The organism is Lysobacter dokdonensis DS-58 (assembly GCF_000770795.1).
In the GTDB taxonomy this organism is placed as follows: domain Bacteria; phylum Pseudomonadota; class Gammaproteobacteria; order Xanthomonadales; family Xanthomonadaceae; genus Noviluteimonas; species Noviluteimonas dokdonensis.
Window position 1 is genome coordinate 74,485 of record NZ_JRKJ01000008.1, and the last position, 15,840, is coordinate 90,324.

The 15,840-nt window shown below is 66.2% G+C and carries 20 protein-coding genes; 16 read left to right on the forward strand and 4 right to left on the reverse strand.

Annotated features, from left to right (window positions below):
* Positions 1-53 precede the first annotated feature (53 nt).
* The 11 genes from LF41_RS07485 to LF41_RS07530 all read left to right on the forward strand — a co-directional run bounded on the left by LF41_RS07485 (position 54) and on the right by LF41_RS07530 (position 10,780).
* The gene (locus LF41_RS07485) at positions 54-953 is read left to right on the forward strand and encodes a DnaJ C-terminal domain-containing protein (protein WP_036168086.1); all 900 of its coding nucleotides are present in this window, start codon (positions 54-56) and stop codon (positions 951-953) included.
* 5 nt (positions 954-958) lie between these two features.
* Positions 959-1,504, forward strand: coding sequence for a hypothetical protein (locus LF41_RS07490; protein ID WP_036168089.1), 546 nt, complete (start codon positions 959-961; stop codon positions 1,502-1,504).
* 58 nt (positions 1,505-1,562) lie between these two features.
* Positions 1,563-2,183, forward strand: coding sequence for a CDP-alcohol phosphatidyltransferase family protein (locus LF41_RS07495; protein ID WP_036168092.1), 621 nt, complete (start codon positions 1,563-1,565; stop codon positions 2,181-2,183).
* Between the two features lie 45 nt (positions 2,184-2,228).
* A complete protein-coding gene (gene phaE / locus LF41_RS07500) occupies positions 2,229-3,275 on the forward strand; it encodes a class III poly(R)-hydroxyalkanoic acid synthase subunit PhaE (protein ID WP_052116225.1) in 1,047 nt (348 codons plus the stop codon).
* Positions 3,275-4,351, forward strand: a complete 1,077-nt coding sequence (locus tag LF41_RS07505; RefSeq protein WP_036168095.1) for a class III poly(R)-hydroxyalkanoic acid synthase subunit PhaC — start codon at positions 3,275-3,277, stop codon at positions 4,349-4,351. Before phaE ends, LF41_RS07505 begins: the two co-directional genes overlap by 1 nt.
* Before the next feature lie 4 nt (positions 4,352-4,355).
* A complete protein-coding gene (locus LF41_RS07510) occupies positions 4,356-4,796 on the forward strand; it encodes a hypothetical protein (RefSeq protein ID WP_036168097.1) in 441 nt (146 codons plus the stop codon).
* A 207-nt stretch (positions 4,797-5,003) separates the two neighbouring features.
* The gene (locus tag LF41_RS07515; protein ID WP_052116226.1) at positions 5,004-5,417 is read left to right on the forward strand and encodes a bleomycin resistance protein; all 414 of its coding nucleotides are present in this window, start codon (positions 5,004-5,006) and stop codon (positions 5,415-5,417) included.
* A 90-nt stretch (positions 5,418-5,507) separates the two neighbouring features.
* Positions 5,508-5,675 (forward strand): hypothetical protein, encoded by a 168-nt coding sequence (locus LF41_RS16950; protein ID WP_161786934.1) that lies wholly within the window; start codon positions 5,508-5,510, stop codon positions 5,673-5,675.
* A 175-nt stretch (positions 5,676-5,850) separates the two neighbouring features.
* Positions 5,851-6,768, forward strand: coding sequence for an ABC transporter ATP-binding protein (locus tag LF41_RS07520; RefSeq protein WP_036168100.1), 918 nt, complete (start codon positions 5,851-5,853; stop codon positions 6,766-6,768).
* Positions 6,765-10,385, forward strand: a complete 3,621-nt coding sequence (locus LF41_RS16955) for an ABC transporter permease/M1 family aminopeptidase (RefSeq protein ID WP_036168103.1) — start codon at positions 6,765-6,767, stop codon at positions 10,383-10,385. The genes LF41_RS07520 and LF41_RS16955 overlap by 4 nt, the downstream gene beginning before the upstream one ends.
* 59 nt (positions 10,386-10,444) lie before the next feature.
* Positions 10,445-10,780 carry a hypothetical protein gene (locus LF41_RS07530; protein ID WP_036168105.1) on the forward strand — a complete coding sequence of 112 codons (336 nt, stop codon included), beginning with the start codon at positions 10,445-10,447 and terminating at the stop codon, positions 10,778-10,780.
* Here LF41_RS07530 and LF41_RS07535 read toward each other — a convergent pair.
* The 4 genes from LF41_RS07535 to LF41_RS07550 all read right to left on the reverse strand — a co-directional run bounded on the left by LF41_RS07535 (position 10,765) and on the right by LF41_RS07550 (position 13,463).
* Complete coding sequence (locus LF41_RS07535; RefSeq protein ID WP_036168108.1) at positions 10,765-11,568, reverse strand: DUF5694 domain-containing protein; 804 nt, start codon at positions 11,566-11,568, stop codon at positions 10,765-10,767. The two genes, LF41_RS07530 and LF41_RS07535, sit on opposite strands and share 16 nt — an antisense overlap.
* A 74-nt stretch (positions 11,569-11,642) precedes the next feature.
* Positions 11,643-12,173, reverse strand: a complete 531-nt coding sequence (locus LF41_RS07540; RefSeq protein ID WP_036168111.1) for a CcdC protein domain-containing protein — start codon at positions 12,171-12,173, stop codon at positions 11,643-11,645.
* Between the two features lie 3 nt (positions 12,174-12,176).
* The gene (locus tag LF41_RS07545) at positions 12,177-12,791 is read right to left on the reverse strand and encodes a trimeric intracellular cation channel family protein (RefSeq protein ID WP_036168114.1); all 615 of its coding nucleotides are present in this window, start codon (positions 12,789-12,791) and stop codon (positions 12,177-12,179) included.
* A gap of 24 nt (positions 12,792-12,815) precedes the next feature.
* Entirely contained in the window at positions 12,816-13,463 is a 648-nt protein-coding gene (locus LF41_RS07550; protein ID WP_036168118.1) for a glutathione S-transferase family protein, read from the reverse strand.
* A gap of 130 nt (positions 13,464-13,593) precedes the next feature.
* On the opposite strand from LF41_RS07550, the gene LF41_RS07555 reads away from it, so the two are divergent.
* From LF41_RS07555 to LF41_RS07575, 5 genes are all read left to right on the forward strand, one after another.
* Entirely contained in the window at positions 13,594-14,196 is a 603-nt protein-coding gene (locus tag LF41_RS07555) for a hypothetical protein (RefSeq protein ID WP_036168121.1), read from the forward strand.
* A 121-nt stretch (positions 14,197-14,317) separates the two neighbouring features.
* Positions 14,318-14,569 carry a hypothetical protein gene (locus tag LF41_RS07560; protein WP_036168124.1) on the forward strand — a complete coding sequence of 84 codons (252 nt, stop codon included), beginning with the start codon at positions 14,318-14,320 and terminating at the stop codon, positions 14,567-14,569.
* A gap of 188 nt (positions 14,570-14,757) precedes the next feature.
* Positions 14,758-15,039: an energy transducer TonB family protein gene (locus LF41_RS16960; protein WP_161786935.1), complete on the forward strand. Its 282-nt coding sequence runs from the start codon at positions 14,758-14,760 to the stop codon at positions 15,037-15,039.
* 29 nt (positions 15,040-15,068) lie between these two features.
* Positions 15,069-15,512: a hypothetical protein gene (locus tag LF41_RS07570; RefSeq protein WP_036168129.1), complete on the forward strand. Its 444-nt coding sequence runs from the start codon at positions 15,069-15,071 to the stop codon at positions 15,510-15,512.
* Entirely contained in the window at positions 15,509-15,802 is a 294-nt protein-coding gene (locus tag LF41_RS07575; protein WP_152599929.1) for a hypothetical protein, read from the forward strand. The genes LF41_RS07570 and LF41_RS07575 overlap by 4 nt, the downstream gene beginning before the upstream one ends.
* Positions 15,803-15,840: the final 38 nt, after the last annotated feature.

The following is a 15,840-nucleotide window of genomic DNA, read 5'->3' on the forward strand; positions in this document are numbered from 1 at the left end:
GCCATCGAGTGTAGATGATCCGGTCTCCACGGCGTTGCGGTAGGCTTTTGCGCATGGAATTCAAGGACTACTACCAGATCCTGGGCGTCGAGCCCGGCGCGGGCGACTCCGAGATCAAGACCGCCTACCGGCGACTGGCGCGCAAGTACCACCCCGATGTCTCGAAGGAAGCGGGCGCCGAGGACAAGTTCAAGGCCGTCAACGAAGCCTACGAGGCGTTGCGCGATCCGCAGAAGCGCGCCGCTTACGATCAGTTGCGCACGCGCGGCTATCGTCCGGGCGACGACGTGCAACCGCCGCCCGGCGGATTCCACGGCGGGCAGGGCGACTTCGACTTCGACGAAATCTTCGCCGGCGGTGGCGCGGGTGGCGGCTTCTCCGATTTCTTCGAATCGTTGTTCGGCCGCCAGCGCGGCGGCGGCCCGGGCTACGGCGGCGGCAACGGCGCGCGCCAACAGACGCGCGACACGCGCGCGAAACTCGCGGTGCCGCTGGAGTCGGTGTACAGCGGCGGCAGCGTGCGCATTGGCGTCAACGGCAAGACGCTGGACATCAAGGTGCCCAAGGGCATCAAGCCCGGCCAATCGATCCGCCTGGGCAAGCAAGGCAACAACGGCGGCGACCTGTACCTGGAAATCGAATACGCCGCGCATCCGCAATTCGAAGTCGACGGCCGCAACATCCTGCACGTGCTGCCGCTCGCGCCGTGGGAAGCCGCGCTCGGCGCGACGGTGAGCGTGCCGACGCTGGGCGGCGCCGTCGAACTGAAAATCCCCGCGGACTCCGAATCGGGCCGCAAGCTCCGCCTGCGCGGCCGCGGTCTGCCGGGCCAACCGCCGGGCGACGAAATCGTCGAACTCGAAATCCTCGCACCCAAGGCGCATTCGAAGGACCAGCGCGAAGCGTACGAACGCATGCGCGATGCGTTCGGCGACGATTGGCGGCGCGAGTAGACGTGATGCTCTCGATCCGACGTTGGTTGCTCGCCGCGACGTTGCTGCTCGCGATGCCCGCATTCGCGCATGAAGACACGCCGTTTCGCCTCGAGCGCGATGGCGCGCTCACCGGGTTTCCCGAAGAATTCGGGCCGGCCTCGCTGCGTGTGGGGTTCAAGGCGAGCGACGCGTCGTACGACGCACCGAACGTGGCCTCGGTGGTCCTGCGGATCCGCGACCGCGAGGTGCGGTTGCCGAGCTGCCTGACGGGGCTGCTGCGGAGCAGCGATATCAGCCAGGTGCGTGTCGCGGGCTCGTGGTACCACGAGGAAATGGAGGGGTTGCCGTACTACGTCAACATCTCGTTCGACGATGGTCCCCTCCCGTCGACGTATTGGGTCTCGGGCTACGAGTTGTTGTTCGACATGCGCACTGCCCGATTGCTGCAGATGCAGGTCCGCATCGCGCGCGACCCGCGGACGGTGCAGTTGCTGCCGCTCGACATCGCCGCGCTGTGCCGGGGCGACACGCTGCCCGAACCTGTCCAGGCAGGCACGCCGCGGCCCTGAAGGTTGCGGCGTTCACACCGCCTTTGGCACCCTGCGCGTTCGCAATGGAGAGCACGTGATGCAGCGACCCCGCCATTTCTCGATGCTGCGCGACTTCCACCTGGCCGATTGGTTCACGCTGGCCAATGCGTTCTGCGGCACGGGCGCGATCTTCGCGGCCATGCGCTTCCTGCAGGAAGGCGTCGTGCGCGACCTGCTGGTGGGCATGGCCCTCATCCCGCTGGCCTTCATCTTCGATGCGCTCGACGGGCGCGTGGCGCGTTGGCGCAAGTCGGCCTCCACGCTGGGCCGCGAGCTCGATTCACTGGCCGACGTCATTTCCTTCGGCGTCGCGCCGGCGGCGCTGGCCTACGCCTGTGGCCTGCAGGGCGGATGGGATTGGGTGGTGCTCTCGTATTTCGTGGGCTGCGGCGTCAGTCGCCTGGCGCGCTACAACGTCACCGCCGAGGCCCTGTCCGGTGAAGACGACAAGGTGAAGTTCTTCGAAGGCACGCCGATCCCCACCAGCCTGCTGCTCGTCGTCCTGCTGGCCGTGGCCGCGGTCCAGGACCGCATCGGGACCAATCTGTGGTTCGGGGTGCTCCATCTCGGCCCGTGGCAGCTGCACCCGCTGGTGCTGGTGTTCGCACTGTCGGGTTCGCTGATGATCAGCAAGACGATGCGGATCCCCAAGTTCTGAGGAAATGTGGCACTGCAACATTCCGGGCGATAGGATGCCCGCCTGATGACGCTGGAGGCGGGAATGGACGCAGGACAGGACTTCAACAAAGTGGCTCAACAGTACTGGAGCGCATGGGGCGACATGCTCCGCAGCGCCGTGCCGTCGGCCCAACCCGCCACGCCGGACCCGATGAAGGCCTGGCACGACGCGGTGGATTGGTGGACGCAGCTCGCTCACGGGCAGCGTTCGGAGGTCAATGCCGCGGTCGATCGTTTCAATGGCCAGGCCCGCAGCTGGTACGGCGCGATGCAGCAGGTGGCGGCGCAGTTCGCGGGCCACGATGCCTCGGCGCGCGATATCACCAGTGCGTGGAAGTCCGCGCTGGGCGCGGTCGGCGAGAACCCGTTCCCCGAGTTGTTCCGCACGATGCGCGGGCAGGGCCAGCAGGGTCTCGAACAGTGGATCGAAGATGCCTCGCCGTTCCTCGATGCATGGCGTCGCGAAACGGGCTCGTGGCTCGGCGTTCCCGCGTTCGGTTTCGCGCGCGAACACCAGGAACGCTGGCAGAAGCTCGCGCAGGCGCAGATGGACCTCGCGCAGGAAAACAGCGCGTACAACGCGTTGATGCTCAAGTCGGGCCAGCGCGCTTACGAGGTGTTCGAACAGAAACTCAACGGCCGCAAGGGCGAACCGCTGAAGTCCGCGCGCGCGTTGTTCGACCTGTGGATCGACGCCGCCGAAGAGGCCTACGCCGAGATCGCGCTGTCGGATGAATTCCGCAAGGTGTACGGCCGCCTCGTCGACGCGCAGATGCGCGTGCGTGGTGGCGTGCAGCGCGAAGTGGAAAACCAGACCGGCCAGCTCGGCATGCCGACGCGCACCGAAGTCGACGCCGCGCACAAGAAGATCGCGCAGCTCGAACGCGAAGTGCGCAAGTTGCGCGACGCGTTGCTGGCGCAGACGCCCGCGAAGCCGGCTCCGCAGCCGCAGGCCGCCGCCCGTGCGGGCGAGCCCTCGCTGAAGGTGCAGGGCGACAAGATCCTCGACAACAGCCCGTCGAAGCCGGCCGCGCCGAAGAAGTCGACGACGAAGAACAAGGGGAAGCGCTAATGGCTCTCGGCAACCAGGGTCCGCTGGACATCAGCCCCGAAGCACTCGCGGACGAAGCGTTCAAGGTGCAGCAGAAACTCGGCGCGGGATTGAACACCCTGCGTGAAGTCGACGACGTGCAGTACGGCGCGACGACGAAGGAAGCCGTGTGGTCCGACGGCAAGGTCACGCTGTACCGCTATCGCGGTGAGCAGGCGCCGACCGCCAAGGTCCCGCTGCTCATCAGCTATGCGCTGGTGAATCGCCCTTACATGGTGGACCTGCAATCCGACCGTTCCATCGTGCGCGGCCTGCTCGCGCGCGGCGAAGACGTGTACATCATGGATTGGGGCTATCCGGATCGTTCGGACCGATTCCTGACGCTCGAGGATTACGTCGAACGCTTCCTCGGCGGCGCCGTGGATTACCTGCGTCGCGAACACGGCCTGGAGGCGATCAACCTGCTCGGCATCTGCCAGGGCGGTGCGTTCTCGCTGTGCTACTCGTCGCTGCATCCCGGGAAGATCCGCAACCTCATCACCATGGTCACGCCGGTGGATTTCCACACCGACGACAACATGCTCTCGAGCTGGACGCGCAGCATGGACGTCGACCTGTTCGTCGACACGCTGGGCAACGTGCCGGCCGACCTGATGAACTGGTGCTACCTCACGCTCAAGCCGGCGCGCTTGTTCGTGCAGAAGTACGTCGGTTTGGTGGACATCCTCGACGACAAGAAGGCCGTCGAAGATTTCCTCCGCATGGAAAAGTGGATCTTCGATTCGCCGGACCAGGCGGGCGAGGCGTTCCGCCAGTTCGTCAAGCAGTTCTACCAGGCCAACGGCTTCATCAACGGTGGCATCACCATCGGCGATCGCGAAGTGCACCTGGGCATGGTCGAAATGCCGGTGCTGAACATCTTCGCCGAGCAGGATCACCTGGTGCCGCCGGCGGCCTCGCGCGCGCTGCGCGACGTGGTCGGCACGAAGGATTACACCGAGCTCTCCTTCAAGGGCGGCCACATCGGCATCTACGTGTCGGGCCGCGCGCAGAAGGAAGTGCCGCAGACCATCCACGACTGGCTGGCCGCGCGCTGAGGCGATGGGCGCGCTGCCGCTCGCGGTCGCGCGCTTGTTCGGCATGGCATGGACCGTGCCGAATACGCTGATCGGGTTGACCGCGGGTCTCGCCGGCATCCTGTTCGGCGCGCACGCGCATGTGCGGCCGCGCGAATGCGCGGTCGTGTTCCACCGGTTCCCGTGGGGGCCGGGCGGAGCGATCACGCTGGGGAACACCATCCTCCACACGGGGGATACGCTCGATTCGGAATGCGTGACGTACGCGCATCGCGCGGGGCACGCGCACGAGCCGTCGATCACCTACGCCGACCACGAACGCGCGCATGTTTTCCAGTACATGGCGCTCGGGCCGCTGTTCCTGCCGCTGTACCTGGCGTGCGGCGGGGTGAGCGTGCGCAATCGGTTCGAGCGTGCGGCGGATCGTTACGCACTCACCGGCCGCGGGTGGTGGCCGTGGTCTTAGCGCCGCCATGACAAATCGTTGACGATCGATCCGCTACCTTCCGAACCGTCGAGACATTCCAAGAACCTGCCACCTCAGGAACGCACCGTTCGAAGAGGTCGGCAACTCGAAGAGTGACTCGATGAGCGGAAGGTCCGATCCCCTCCAGACCCTTGAAAAAGGTCCGTGAGATCGGACCTTCTTTTTTGCGTGGCGCATACTCGCGCCATGGCCAATTTCCTCCAGATCACGCCGTTCATGCACGTGGCCGACGTCGAGGCCACGACGCGTTTCTTCGCCGACATCCTCGGCTTCGACGTCCTCTATCGCCAGGTCGGCTACGCCTACATCGAGCGCGAGGGCTGCGGCATCCGCATCCTCGAGGCGGGCGAGGGCAATCCGCTGCTCCCCGGGAACCGGCGCTTCCGCTATTACATCGACGTCCGCGACGTCGACGGCCTGTACGCCGAGCTCAAGCCGAAGCTGGACACCCTCCCCAGGGAGGACGTCCATGGCCCCGCCGACAAGCCCTACGGGCAGCGGGAATTGCTCGTGAAGGTGCCCGACGGGGACCTGATCGCCTTCGGCCAGGGGATCTTCACACCCGCTGATGCCCAGGTGACTCCCCGTAGCGAGTCCTAGCCAGTCTTCAAAAATGTGACTTTGTTCTCAATTTCACGGACGGCCTGAGCGCGATCCTGTCGCCTCGCACAGGGAGACAGGGGACCCGCCATGGACGCTCAGACGCTGCAATTCGCGATGTTCCTCGGCCTGGCCGCCGGCGTGTACACGCTGGTGACCGTCGGCATCGAAATCGCCCGCCGCCTCACCCTGCAATCGCGCGACACGGCCCAGGCCGGCGCCGGTGTCGTGGAAGTCATTCCGACTCGCCACAAGTGAGCACCCGATGGTGCGGATGACCGCAAAGCGGTCATCTGCCGCGCGTTAGGGAAAAACCGACCATCGATGATGGTCACGGTGACGTTCGTCACTTCGCGCGCCCCACACATTCCCCCCACCTTGGCGTCACTGCGTTTCGGCACGCTTGCCGAAACCACGCATTGAACGAGACGCCATGCAACTGACCCTCCGCGACATCTGCAAGACCTATCCCAACGGCGTGCAGGCGTTGAACAAGGTCAGTCTGACGATCCCGGTCGGCATGTACGGCTTGCTCGGGCCCAATGGCGCGGGCAAGTCGACGTTGATGCGCATCCTGGCGACCCTGCAGGAAGCCGACAGCGGAAGCGCGATGCTCGGCGAGCTCGACGTGCTGCATCGCAAGGAAGAACTGCGCAAGACGCTGGGTTACCTCCCGCAGGAATTCGGCGTGTATCCGCATGCCAGCGCGCAGTCGCTGCTCGATTACTTCGCCGTGCTGAAGGGCATCACGGGCACGGGTGAGCGGCGCGATGTGGTCGAATCGCTGCTGCGCCAGGTGAACCTCTGGGACGTGCGCCATCAGAAATTGCGCGGCTACTCCGGCGGCATGAAGCAACGCTTCGGCGTGGCCGTCGCCCTGCTCGGCAATCCGAAACTGCTGATCGTCGATGAACCCACCGCAGGCCTCGATCCGGCCGAGCGCGTACGTTTCCTCAACCTGCTGAGCGAGCTCGGCGAAACCAGCGTCGTCATCCTCTCCACGCACATCGTGGAAGACGTCTCGGAGTTGTGCACGCGGATGGCGATCATCAACCGGGGACAGATCCTGCTCGAAGCCGAGCCCTTGCGTGCGGTGGAAGGCATCCGCGGCCGCATCTGGCGGCGCGTGGTGGCCCGCGACGAACTCGCCGCGGTGCAACGCGAACACGGCGTGATTTCGACCACGCTGCTGGGCGGGCGCACCGTCGTGCACGTCTACGACGAAACGTCGCCCGGCGCCGGTTTCGAACCCACCGAACCCGACCTCACCTACGTGTACTTCAGCACGATGTCCGGACACATCGGCCAACGCCGCGCCAGTGCACGGCAGCCGGTGGCGGTCGGCGCATGACGCTCGGCACGATCTTCCGGTTCGAGTTCGGCTACCAGGCGCGTCGCGTTTCGACGTGGCTGTACTGTGTCGCTGTGTTCTTCATCGCCTGGAGCATCATCCAGGGCAACTACGTCGATGACGCGCGCAACGGGTGGACGCTCATCAACGCGCCGTTGATCGTTGCTTCCACGACCGTGGTGGCGTGCCTGTTCTGGTTGTTCGTCGGCGCGTCGGTGGCCGGTGACGCCGCCTCGCGCGATATCGAATCGGGCCTGCATCCCCTCAGCTACACCGCGCCGGTGTCGAAGTTCCATTACCTCGCGGGCCGCTTCCTCGCCGCGTACGCGCTCAACGCGATGATCCTGCTGGCGGTGCCGGCCGGGATGTTGCTCGGGATGCATTGGCCCGACGTCGAACCGGAAATCGTCGGCCCGTGGCGGCCCGATGCCTTCGCGCTGGCCTACGTGTCGATCATCCTTCCGAACGTCTTCATCGCCACGGCGGTGCAATTCGCGTTCGCGGCATTGGGGCGCCGCGCGATCCTCGGCTACTTCGGCAGCGTGGTGTTGTTCTTCGCATCGATGGGGCTGGCGGCCTTCGTCATGACCGCGCTGCGGGAGCAGGACCTGGCGCGCTTGCTCGACCCGGTCGGCATGATTTCCATCGTGGGCAACCTTTACGACACATGGACGACGACGGAGAAGAACACGCGCCTCGTCGGCCTGCAGCCTATCCTCGTCGGCAACCGCCTGCTGTGGCTGGCTGTCGGCGCCGCGGTGCTCGCATGGACGTACGCGCGCTTCCGCCTCGCGCATCCGGCGGAAGGCAAGCGCCGCGTGCGTCGCATGAAGGCGCGCGCCAAGATGCATGACGAGGTGAGTGCTGCATCGGTGGCGGTGCGGCTGGCGCCGATCGCCGACCGTCGCTTCGGCCTGGCAACGCAATTGCGCCAATTGCGCGCGGTCACCGGCCGCTCGCTGCGCACGCTCGCGACAGGATGGACCGTCTTTCCGCCGCTGGCCCTCGTCGCGTTTCTCGTCTGCGTCGCGGTACCCGCGCGCATGGAATACCTCGGCGTGCCCCTGTTGCCGCGCACCGAGCATGTGTTGACCTACCTGACCGCCGCGCTCGCCAATCCCGGCAACCGCGTGTGGATGATCGTGCCGTTGCTCATCATCTTCTACGCCGGCGAACTGGTGTGGGGCGAGCGTGACGCGCGCATGGGCGAAATCAGCGGCGCCGCGCCGGTGCCGGACTGGGTGTTCTTCGTCGGCAAGTTCCTGGCGCTCGCGCTGGTGCTGATCGGCTGGATGTTCGTGCTCGCCACGTGCGGCGTGATCGGGCAGGCCGTGCTGGGCTACGCGCACTTCGAAATGGGCCTGTACGCCAAGGTGCTGTTCGGGCTGCAATTGACCGACTATCTGCTGTTCGCGCTGCTGGCGTTGACGGTGCACACGGTGGTGAACCAGAAGCACCTCGGCACGTTGGCGGCGCTGGCGCTGTATGCGCTGATCGCTTTCGCGCCGTTGCTGGGAATCGAACACAAGCTGCTGGTGTTCGGCGCGAGCCCGGAGTGGTCCTATTCCGACATCCGCGGCTTCGGTGCATCGCTGCAACCGTGGCTGGCGTTCAAGGCGTACTGGATCGCGTGGGCGTTGTTGCTCGCGGTGCTTGCGCGGCTGGCGTGGGTGCGCGGCCGCGAGTCGGACCTCGGTGCGCGACTGCAGTTGGCGCGCGCGCGGTGGACGCGCCCCACGATGGGCGCCGCCGCTCTGGCTGGCATCGCCACGGTGGGCCTGGGCGCGTACATCTTCTACAACACGAACGTGCTCAACGCGTACAGCACGCAGGAGGACCGCCTGGCGAGCAAGGCGGCGTACGAGCGCCTCTACGCGCGCTACGCCGATGTCCCGCAACCGACGCTTGTGGCATCGCGCATGCGCGTCGAGCTCTATCCGCGCACGCACGGCGCGGACTTCCGCGGCAGCTATCGCTTGGTCAACGCAACCCGGCAAGCGATCGACACCGTGCACGTCGCCACCGCGACCGGCGACGGAATCGACACGCGGACGCTGCGCTTCGACCGGCCGGCGACCCGCGTGCTGGAGGACGCCGCGCTCGGGCACCAGATCTACAAGCTCGCCACGCCGCTGCAACCGGGCGCGTCCATGCAGCTCCACTACGACGTGCGTTTCGCACCCCGGGGTTTCGGCAATCGCGGCGCAGACGACAGCGTCGTCGCCAACGGTTCGTGGCTCCAGACCGCGAACTTGCTGCCGACCATCGGTTACCAGCCCCGCCGCGAACTGCAGGAGCCGGGCGACCGGCTGACCCAAGGCCTGCCCGCCCGTCCGAAGTTCCCGCTGCTGGAAGACACGAGGCCGCGCAATGCAGCGCCCGGCGACGTGGGTATCCAGTTCGATGCGATCGTCGGCACCGACGACGGCCAGACCGCGATCGCACCCGGCGCATTGCGCCGCAGTTGGCGCGAGAACGGCCGCCGCTATTTCGAATACGCCAGCAACGCCCCGATACGCGAGGACGTGCAGTTCTTCTCGGGCGACTACGCAGTGCATCGCACGCGGTGCAACGGCGTGGGTGTCGAAGTCGTGCACCACCCCACGCACACTGGCATCGTCGCCGACATGGCGCGCAGCGCGTGCGCATCGCTCGCGCGTTACACGCAACTGTTCGGGCCGTATCCGCACCGCACGATGCGCATTGTCGAGAATGCGGCGCGCGATATCGGTGCGCACGCGGAACCGGGCCTCGTCGACTACGGCGACGGCTTCTCGCTGCTCAATCCCGCGGGCGAGCCCGATGGCCTGAACCTGGTGTTCGCCGTCACCGCGCATGAAGTCGCGCACCAGTGGTGGGGTCAGAAGCTCGCGCCGGCGCGGGTGGAAGGGGCCGGCCTGTTGGTCGAAAGCCTGGCCACGTACTCGGCCACGCAGGTCATGGAAAGCACCTTGGGCCCGGACCAGTTGCAGGGCTACCTCGACATGATGCGCGGCGAGTACCAGGTGCCGCGCTCGCGCGCATCACCGCCGCTGTTGCGCGCGACCGAGCAGTTCCTCAACTACCGCAAGGGGCCGCTGGCGATCTACGCGCTCAGTCAATACATCGGCCGTGACAACGTGAACCTCGCGCTGCGCCGGCTGCTCGCTTCGCACCCGCCAGGCCACACGCCGCGGGCGACGACACTCGACCTGTATCGCGAATTCGAAGCCGTCACGCCCGCGCAGTATCGCCCGCTGCTGCACGACCTGTTCGCCGCCAACACGTATTGGGAGCTGTCGGCCACGCAAGCGAAGGCGAGGAAGGTTGGGGAGGGATGGCAAGTGACCGTCGACCTGCGAGCGCGCAAGCTGCTGGTCGACGACGCCGGAGAGGAAATCGATCGATCGCTCGACGAGTGGATCGAGATCGGCGTATTCCCCGGCGAGGCAGGGAAGCAGGAGAACGGCGAAGTCATCCCGGGCAAGGCGATGTCTCTGCAGAAGCATCGGATCAGCAAGGCAACGCAGACAATTACCGTCACGGTGCCCAACGAGCCGGGGTATGTCGGTATCGACCCGCGTGCACTGCTGGTGGATGTGCGGCCGCGTGATAACTTCGTCGACGTCGGGCGTTGACCCGAACCTGCCGCGAGGAGATCCCCGGAGTGACTCGTTCGGTATCCCGCCTCCGGGCGATGACCGCGCTGTCGATCCTGGCTTTCGTTCCGGGAGTCGCGTTCGCTCACGGCGAAGACGTGCTGCTCTATCCCGCCGGAACGTCCCTGTCGTTGATCGCCGTGCTCACGCTGGGGATCGTTTGCAGGATCCGCGGACTCGGCGTGATGTGCAGCCTCGCTGTCGCGTTCGCGGCTTCGCTACCGCCATGGTTCCTTCCTTACGACGCGATTCCGGCAGTCATGCGGAACACGGGCTGGGGCTACTTCCTGATCGGATTCGCCCCATCCGTCGTTGCGGGTGGCCTGGTCGTGTTCTTGTTTCGCAGGACTTCGATGCGCTACTTCGGCAAGTAGTCGTTCGCCTCGACCAATTCGACACCCGGCGCCTCGATGATGCACTGACGCAGCAAGTAAGCGTGCCCCTCGCCGAAGAACACCACCGCGCGGCCCCCTTCGGGAAGGGTCTGCAGCAATCGGGCGCAAATCGACAGGTTGCGGGCGTACCACGCGGAGACGAGACGGGCGCCGGGCTGCGTTTCGCCTTCGCCATACCGCAGCATGTCCATGTAGAACCCGTGGTTCTCGAGCGCACGCGGCGGGGTATTCATGTAGCGCAGCACCGATCCGATGCTGCCTTCGCGCACGCGCTTGCTCAATTCTTGCACTTCCTTTCCGGCGCCGGCCAGCGCCGCATCCAATCGCGGCGACATGTCGTGGCTGCTCGCGTAAGACTTGACCGCGTCGAACGGGAATTCGCCCGAGACGTCGATGCCGCGGACGCGTTCCAACTTGCGCAGCGCCGCCAGCCGGAAGCCCAGTTGCACGACCTCGTTGCGGGAGGGCGGAAGCGTGCCTTCCCGATAACGCGCGTATTGCTCGTCCGTCTGCGCCTCCGGCCATTCGACCATGACCGCGGTCGGCTCGAACGCCGCGAGCGATTTGGCGACCTCCGCAATTTCCGCCTGGCGCTTCTTGGACAGCACGTCGTCGACCTGCACGTTGAAGACGTCGCGCCCGGGATTATCCAGATGGAAGGTGCCGACGATCATGACCTTCGTCGACGCGGGCTTCGACGTCGTTTGCGCCGTCGCAGTTCCGAAGGCGAGCAACGCGCCGAGCAGGACCACCAACCTTGTGAACATGGGAGACCTCCTGCGGGTTGGACAGGGAATGCGGACACGCCGCCCCACCGCCGACGCTCGCGGATCTTACTCCCTCATGGGCGCGCCAACCGCGCACGCAACCCCCACGTGAACGCCAACCCATACCCCAGGAACACCCCGGCGACGCCCGTCCACGCGCCGGCTTCGATCCAATGGACGACCGCATTCGCGCCGTTCGTCGTGGCGTGTTGCCAAGCCATCCAGAAACCCGCGGCGATGCGCAGCGCGACCAGCGTTGTGAGCGCCAGCACGATCCAGCGATTGGGTGTGTAGATCAGGCCTTTCGCGTCGCGCTCGTAGCGCGTCAGCCACACGTTCGCGATGCCGACGAGCACGCCGAACAACAGTCCGATGCACCCGTCGCGCAACGCGTCATGGAGCCAGTGCGATGCGACCCATGCGGTCAGCAGGAACAGGGGCACCGAGAGCGCGAGCAACCACGCGTTCCCGCGCACGACCCAACCTTGGGCGCGACGCCGTGCGCGGCCCGAGGTGTAACGCGCCCAGATCGAGATCGGCAACAACACCAGCCAGAGCGCGACCAGCACGAGCAACGCCAAGGGGAGGAGCAACAGCAGCGGCATGCGTCAGTTGCCCCGATGCGGCGGCAACGCCAGCTTCCAGCGAATCGCTGCGCCGCGTAAGGCGAAGCCGGCAATCACGCCCATGACCGCGGGCCACGGCGCGGCGATCCCGATCCATCCCATGCCGACGAACGCCAACGCCGCCACCAGCGCGGCGGTGACGTACAACTCGTGGCGCATGAGGATCGACGGCACGCCGACCGTGACATCCCGGATAACGCCGCCGACGCACGCGGTGATCACACCTGCGGCCACGGCCGATATCGGCGCGACGCCGAACTGCAACGCCTTGCTCGCGCCGTACACGGAATAAGCCGCGAGCCCGGCCGCATCGAGCCACTCAAACGCGCGCTCGGGCCACCAGCGCAGCGGAACGAGCCACGCAGCGATCGCGATGACGACGCAGAGGACGACGGGCGAGGGATCGTTCATCCAGAACACCGGCGCGTCGATGAGCAGATCCCGCAGCGTGCCGCCGCCGACCGCCGTCACCAATGCGAAGAAACACGCGCCGACGAAGTCGACGCGCTTGCGCACCGCGACGAGCACGCCGGAAACGGCGAACACCGACAGACCGGCGATGTCGAGCCAGAAGAGGAGCGAGCCGAGTTCCTGCATCGGCCCATCCTAACCGCTGCGCAATCAACGGGCCTGCGGCGCATTGACCGCCAATTGCGCGGCGAAGGCGCGCTGGTACGCCGGACGCGCTTCACCACGGGCGACATAGGCGGCCAGGTTCGCAAACTCGTCGAGGATCCCCGAAGGCCGCACCCTGAGGAGCACCGACACCATCAGCAGGTCGCCCGCGCTGAAGTCGCCGTCGAGCCACCCGGCCTCCCCGAGACGGACGGAAAGCTGGGCCAGCACATTGCGGATGCGATCCGCGACGAAGGGCATGCGTTCCTTGGCCCAAGGCTTGTCGCCTTCCTGGAACTTGGCGATGGACAGGTCGAGGATCGGCGGCTCCACGGTGTTGAGCGCGGCGAACATCCAGGTGATGGCCCGGGCGCGCGCGTTGGCAGCGTCCGGCAGCAGTCCCGCGTGGTTCTGGGCGAGGTGCAGGATGATCGCGCCGGATTCGAACAGGGCGAGGTCGCCTTCTTCGAAGGTGGGAATCTTGCCGAAGGGATGCAGGCGCAGATGCGCGGGTTCCTTCATCGCCTTGAACGACACCAGGCGCACCGCGTAGGGCTGGCCGACTTCCTCGAGCGCCCAGCGCACGCGTGTGTCGCGCGCCAGTCCCTTGCCGCCGTCGGGGGAGCGTTCGAAGGCGGTAATGACGATGGTCATCGGGAGTCTCCTGGTGAGGATCGGTTGCGGGCTGTGCGCTTTCACCATGACGACGAACGAGCGGGGCTGGAATCGACATCGGCGCACACGATTCCACTAAAGTGGTTCGATGTGGGCAGGGGAGCCGCCCGTGGTCCATCGTATCCGTCCGTTCGCCGTCGCAGGGGCGTGCGCCTGGCTCGCCGCCGCGTGCGGCGGTGTATCGACCAACGTGCCTGTCGAGTACGACACGGCGACTGCCACCGTCGCAGCGTTGCTGTCGGCGGTCGCCGATCGCGACCAGGCCCGGGTCGATGCGTTGACGACGCATTCCGGCACGCCGGCTTCGCACGATTCCGTTGCGACGGTGGCGCGCGCCGCAGGCAGTCCCGCGGCATCGTCGACTGGCGCCGATGCCTTCATGGACGATCCTTCGACCGCGATGAACGATATGGCGGGCCTGCGGCGTTACTTCGAGCAGGCCGGAAAGCTCGAGCATTACGCATGGGATGCCGACGCCCACGCGTTGTCCCTCGAATTCGCATGCGCCGCGCAGGAAGGGCCGCGTTGCGTCGATCGTCTCTACTTCACGTTCGACCACGAATTGGGCGGCCGCGCCCGCGTCGACATGATGATCGGCGTGCGCAACAACCCGGCCTGGGCGCAGTTGTGGGCGGACCTGCCGAACGCGCGGGGCCTGCATGCCGCTGCGCCCGCGCCTGCGATCGCGCACGCGCTCGCCCGGTTCGACTGATCCCATCTCCACGCAACCCAACGGAATCACCGCATGCGTCCGATCATCACCTTGCTCTTGCTCGCCGCCATGACCAACGTCGCTGCGCAGGAAACGCGACACGCACGTACCGAAGTCGCAGATGACCGCCGTCACGCGCGACGTCGCGGGCTGGCACAACCGCCAGCATGACGACTGCCGTTTCAAGAAGCTGCTGGGAACGAGTGTCCTCGAGACTGGCGACGGAGACTCGACCGAGAAGTGGACGATCGAAGCCTGTGACGGCCGGCAGTTCAGCTATCAAGTCTTCGTGATCCCGGCACCCGATGGATCCATCGCGGACATGGTGTCGAACCTCGACGAGGCGCCCATCGCCGGCGAAGGCGACCAATGATCCAGCGCCTGTCGAAAGTTGCGTGGTGCGTCGCACTGCTGACGGCGAGCGTGGGCATCGCAGTCGATGCCAACGCATCGCAGGAAGCGAAGCCGAGCGCCGCATCCACGGTGCCCGCAAACACGGCCGCGGAAGCGGACGCCCGGGGCGCCTTGCCGGAGTGCGCGGACGTGGGCAGGATCCTGTCGATGCCGCCGCTCGGTTACGTGCAGAGCGCCGTCGGCCGCGCATTCCAGCCGCGCATCGATCCCGAGACCAAGGAAAGCAAGATTCCCCAACTGGAGCGGGAACCGCGCTTGATTTTCACGATCGACGAGCAAGGCAACCCGATCGACGTCGGCATCCAACGCAGCTCGCGAGACCGCAATGTCGACCGTGCGTTGCTCGATTTGGGCCGACGGATGAAGTTCACGGCGATGTCGGGATGCGGGCCACGGCGGGGTGTCGTTCCGATCGGAATCGCGCCTTGAGGGTGCGCATGCGCGGAGCCCTTGCATTGATGCTGGCACTCACGGGGCCCGCGTGCGCTTCAGGCCCGTCGACCGAGCGCGAGCTCGTCGGCTGCTACGCGTTGGAACTGTTTCCCGAAAGATTGCCCGTCATCGTGACCGGGGACCATGGCTTCACCATGGATCCATCGCTACCGACGCGCGTTCGCCTCACGCCGGAATTGCATCCCGAGTTTCCTGCCACCAAGGGCGTCCACGTCGTGGCGCGGCTGGATGCGAACACGCCCGATCCTCGGCAAACCTGGCAGCGGCTCGAGGACGGCACGTTGGTGTTGTGGATGGCCGATGGCCCATACGCGCTCCGCGTGATCCTGCGGAATGCCGACGACGAAGATGTTTGGACCGGCATCGCCGAACCCGAGTCGGAGTTTGGGCCGGTCGAATTCAAGACCGGCGCCGCGACCCTGAGGCGGATGGCTTGTCCGGCCGCATGAAGCAGGCAACCGCCTCGAACATCGCTCTTGCGCTGGCCATCCTGGCATGGCCGCTTTGCTCTTACGGGTTTTTCTCCCTGCTTGTCGACTTCGTGCCGGACACGCCGAGGGATGTCATCGAACCCCACCAGCTTGCGTCATACGTTGCGCTATTGGCGGGCCTGCTCTCTCTGCTTGCATCACTGTGCCTCTGCGCGTTCGGGTTCTCCGGCGCCAAGGTTCGGTCGCTGATCGCGATCGCAGTGTGCCTCGGTCTCATCCTGCTTGCAGTTCTCACGCTGGTGCCATGAATCAAGGCGTGGCCGATCCCGCGAACGCCGGACGTACA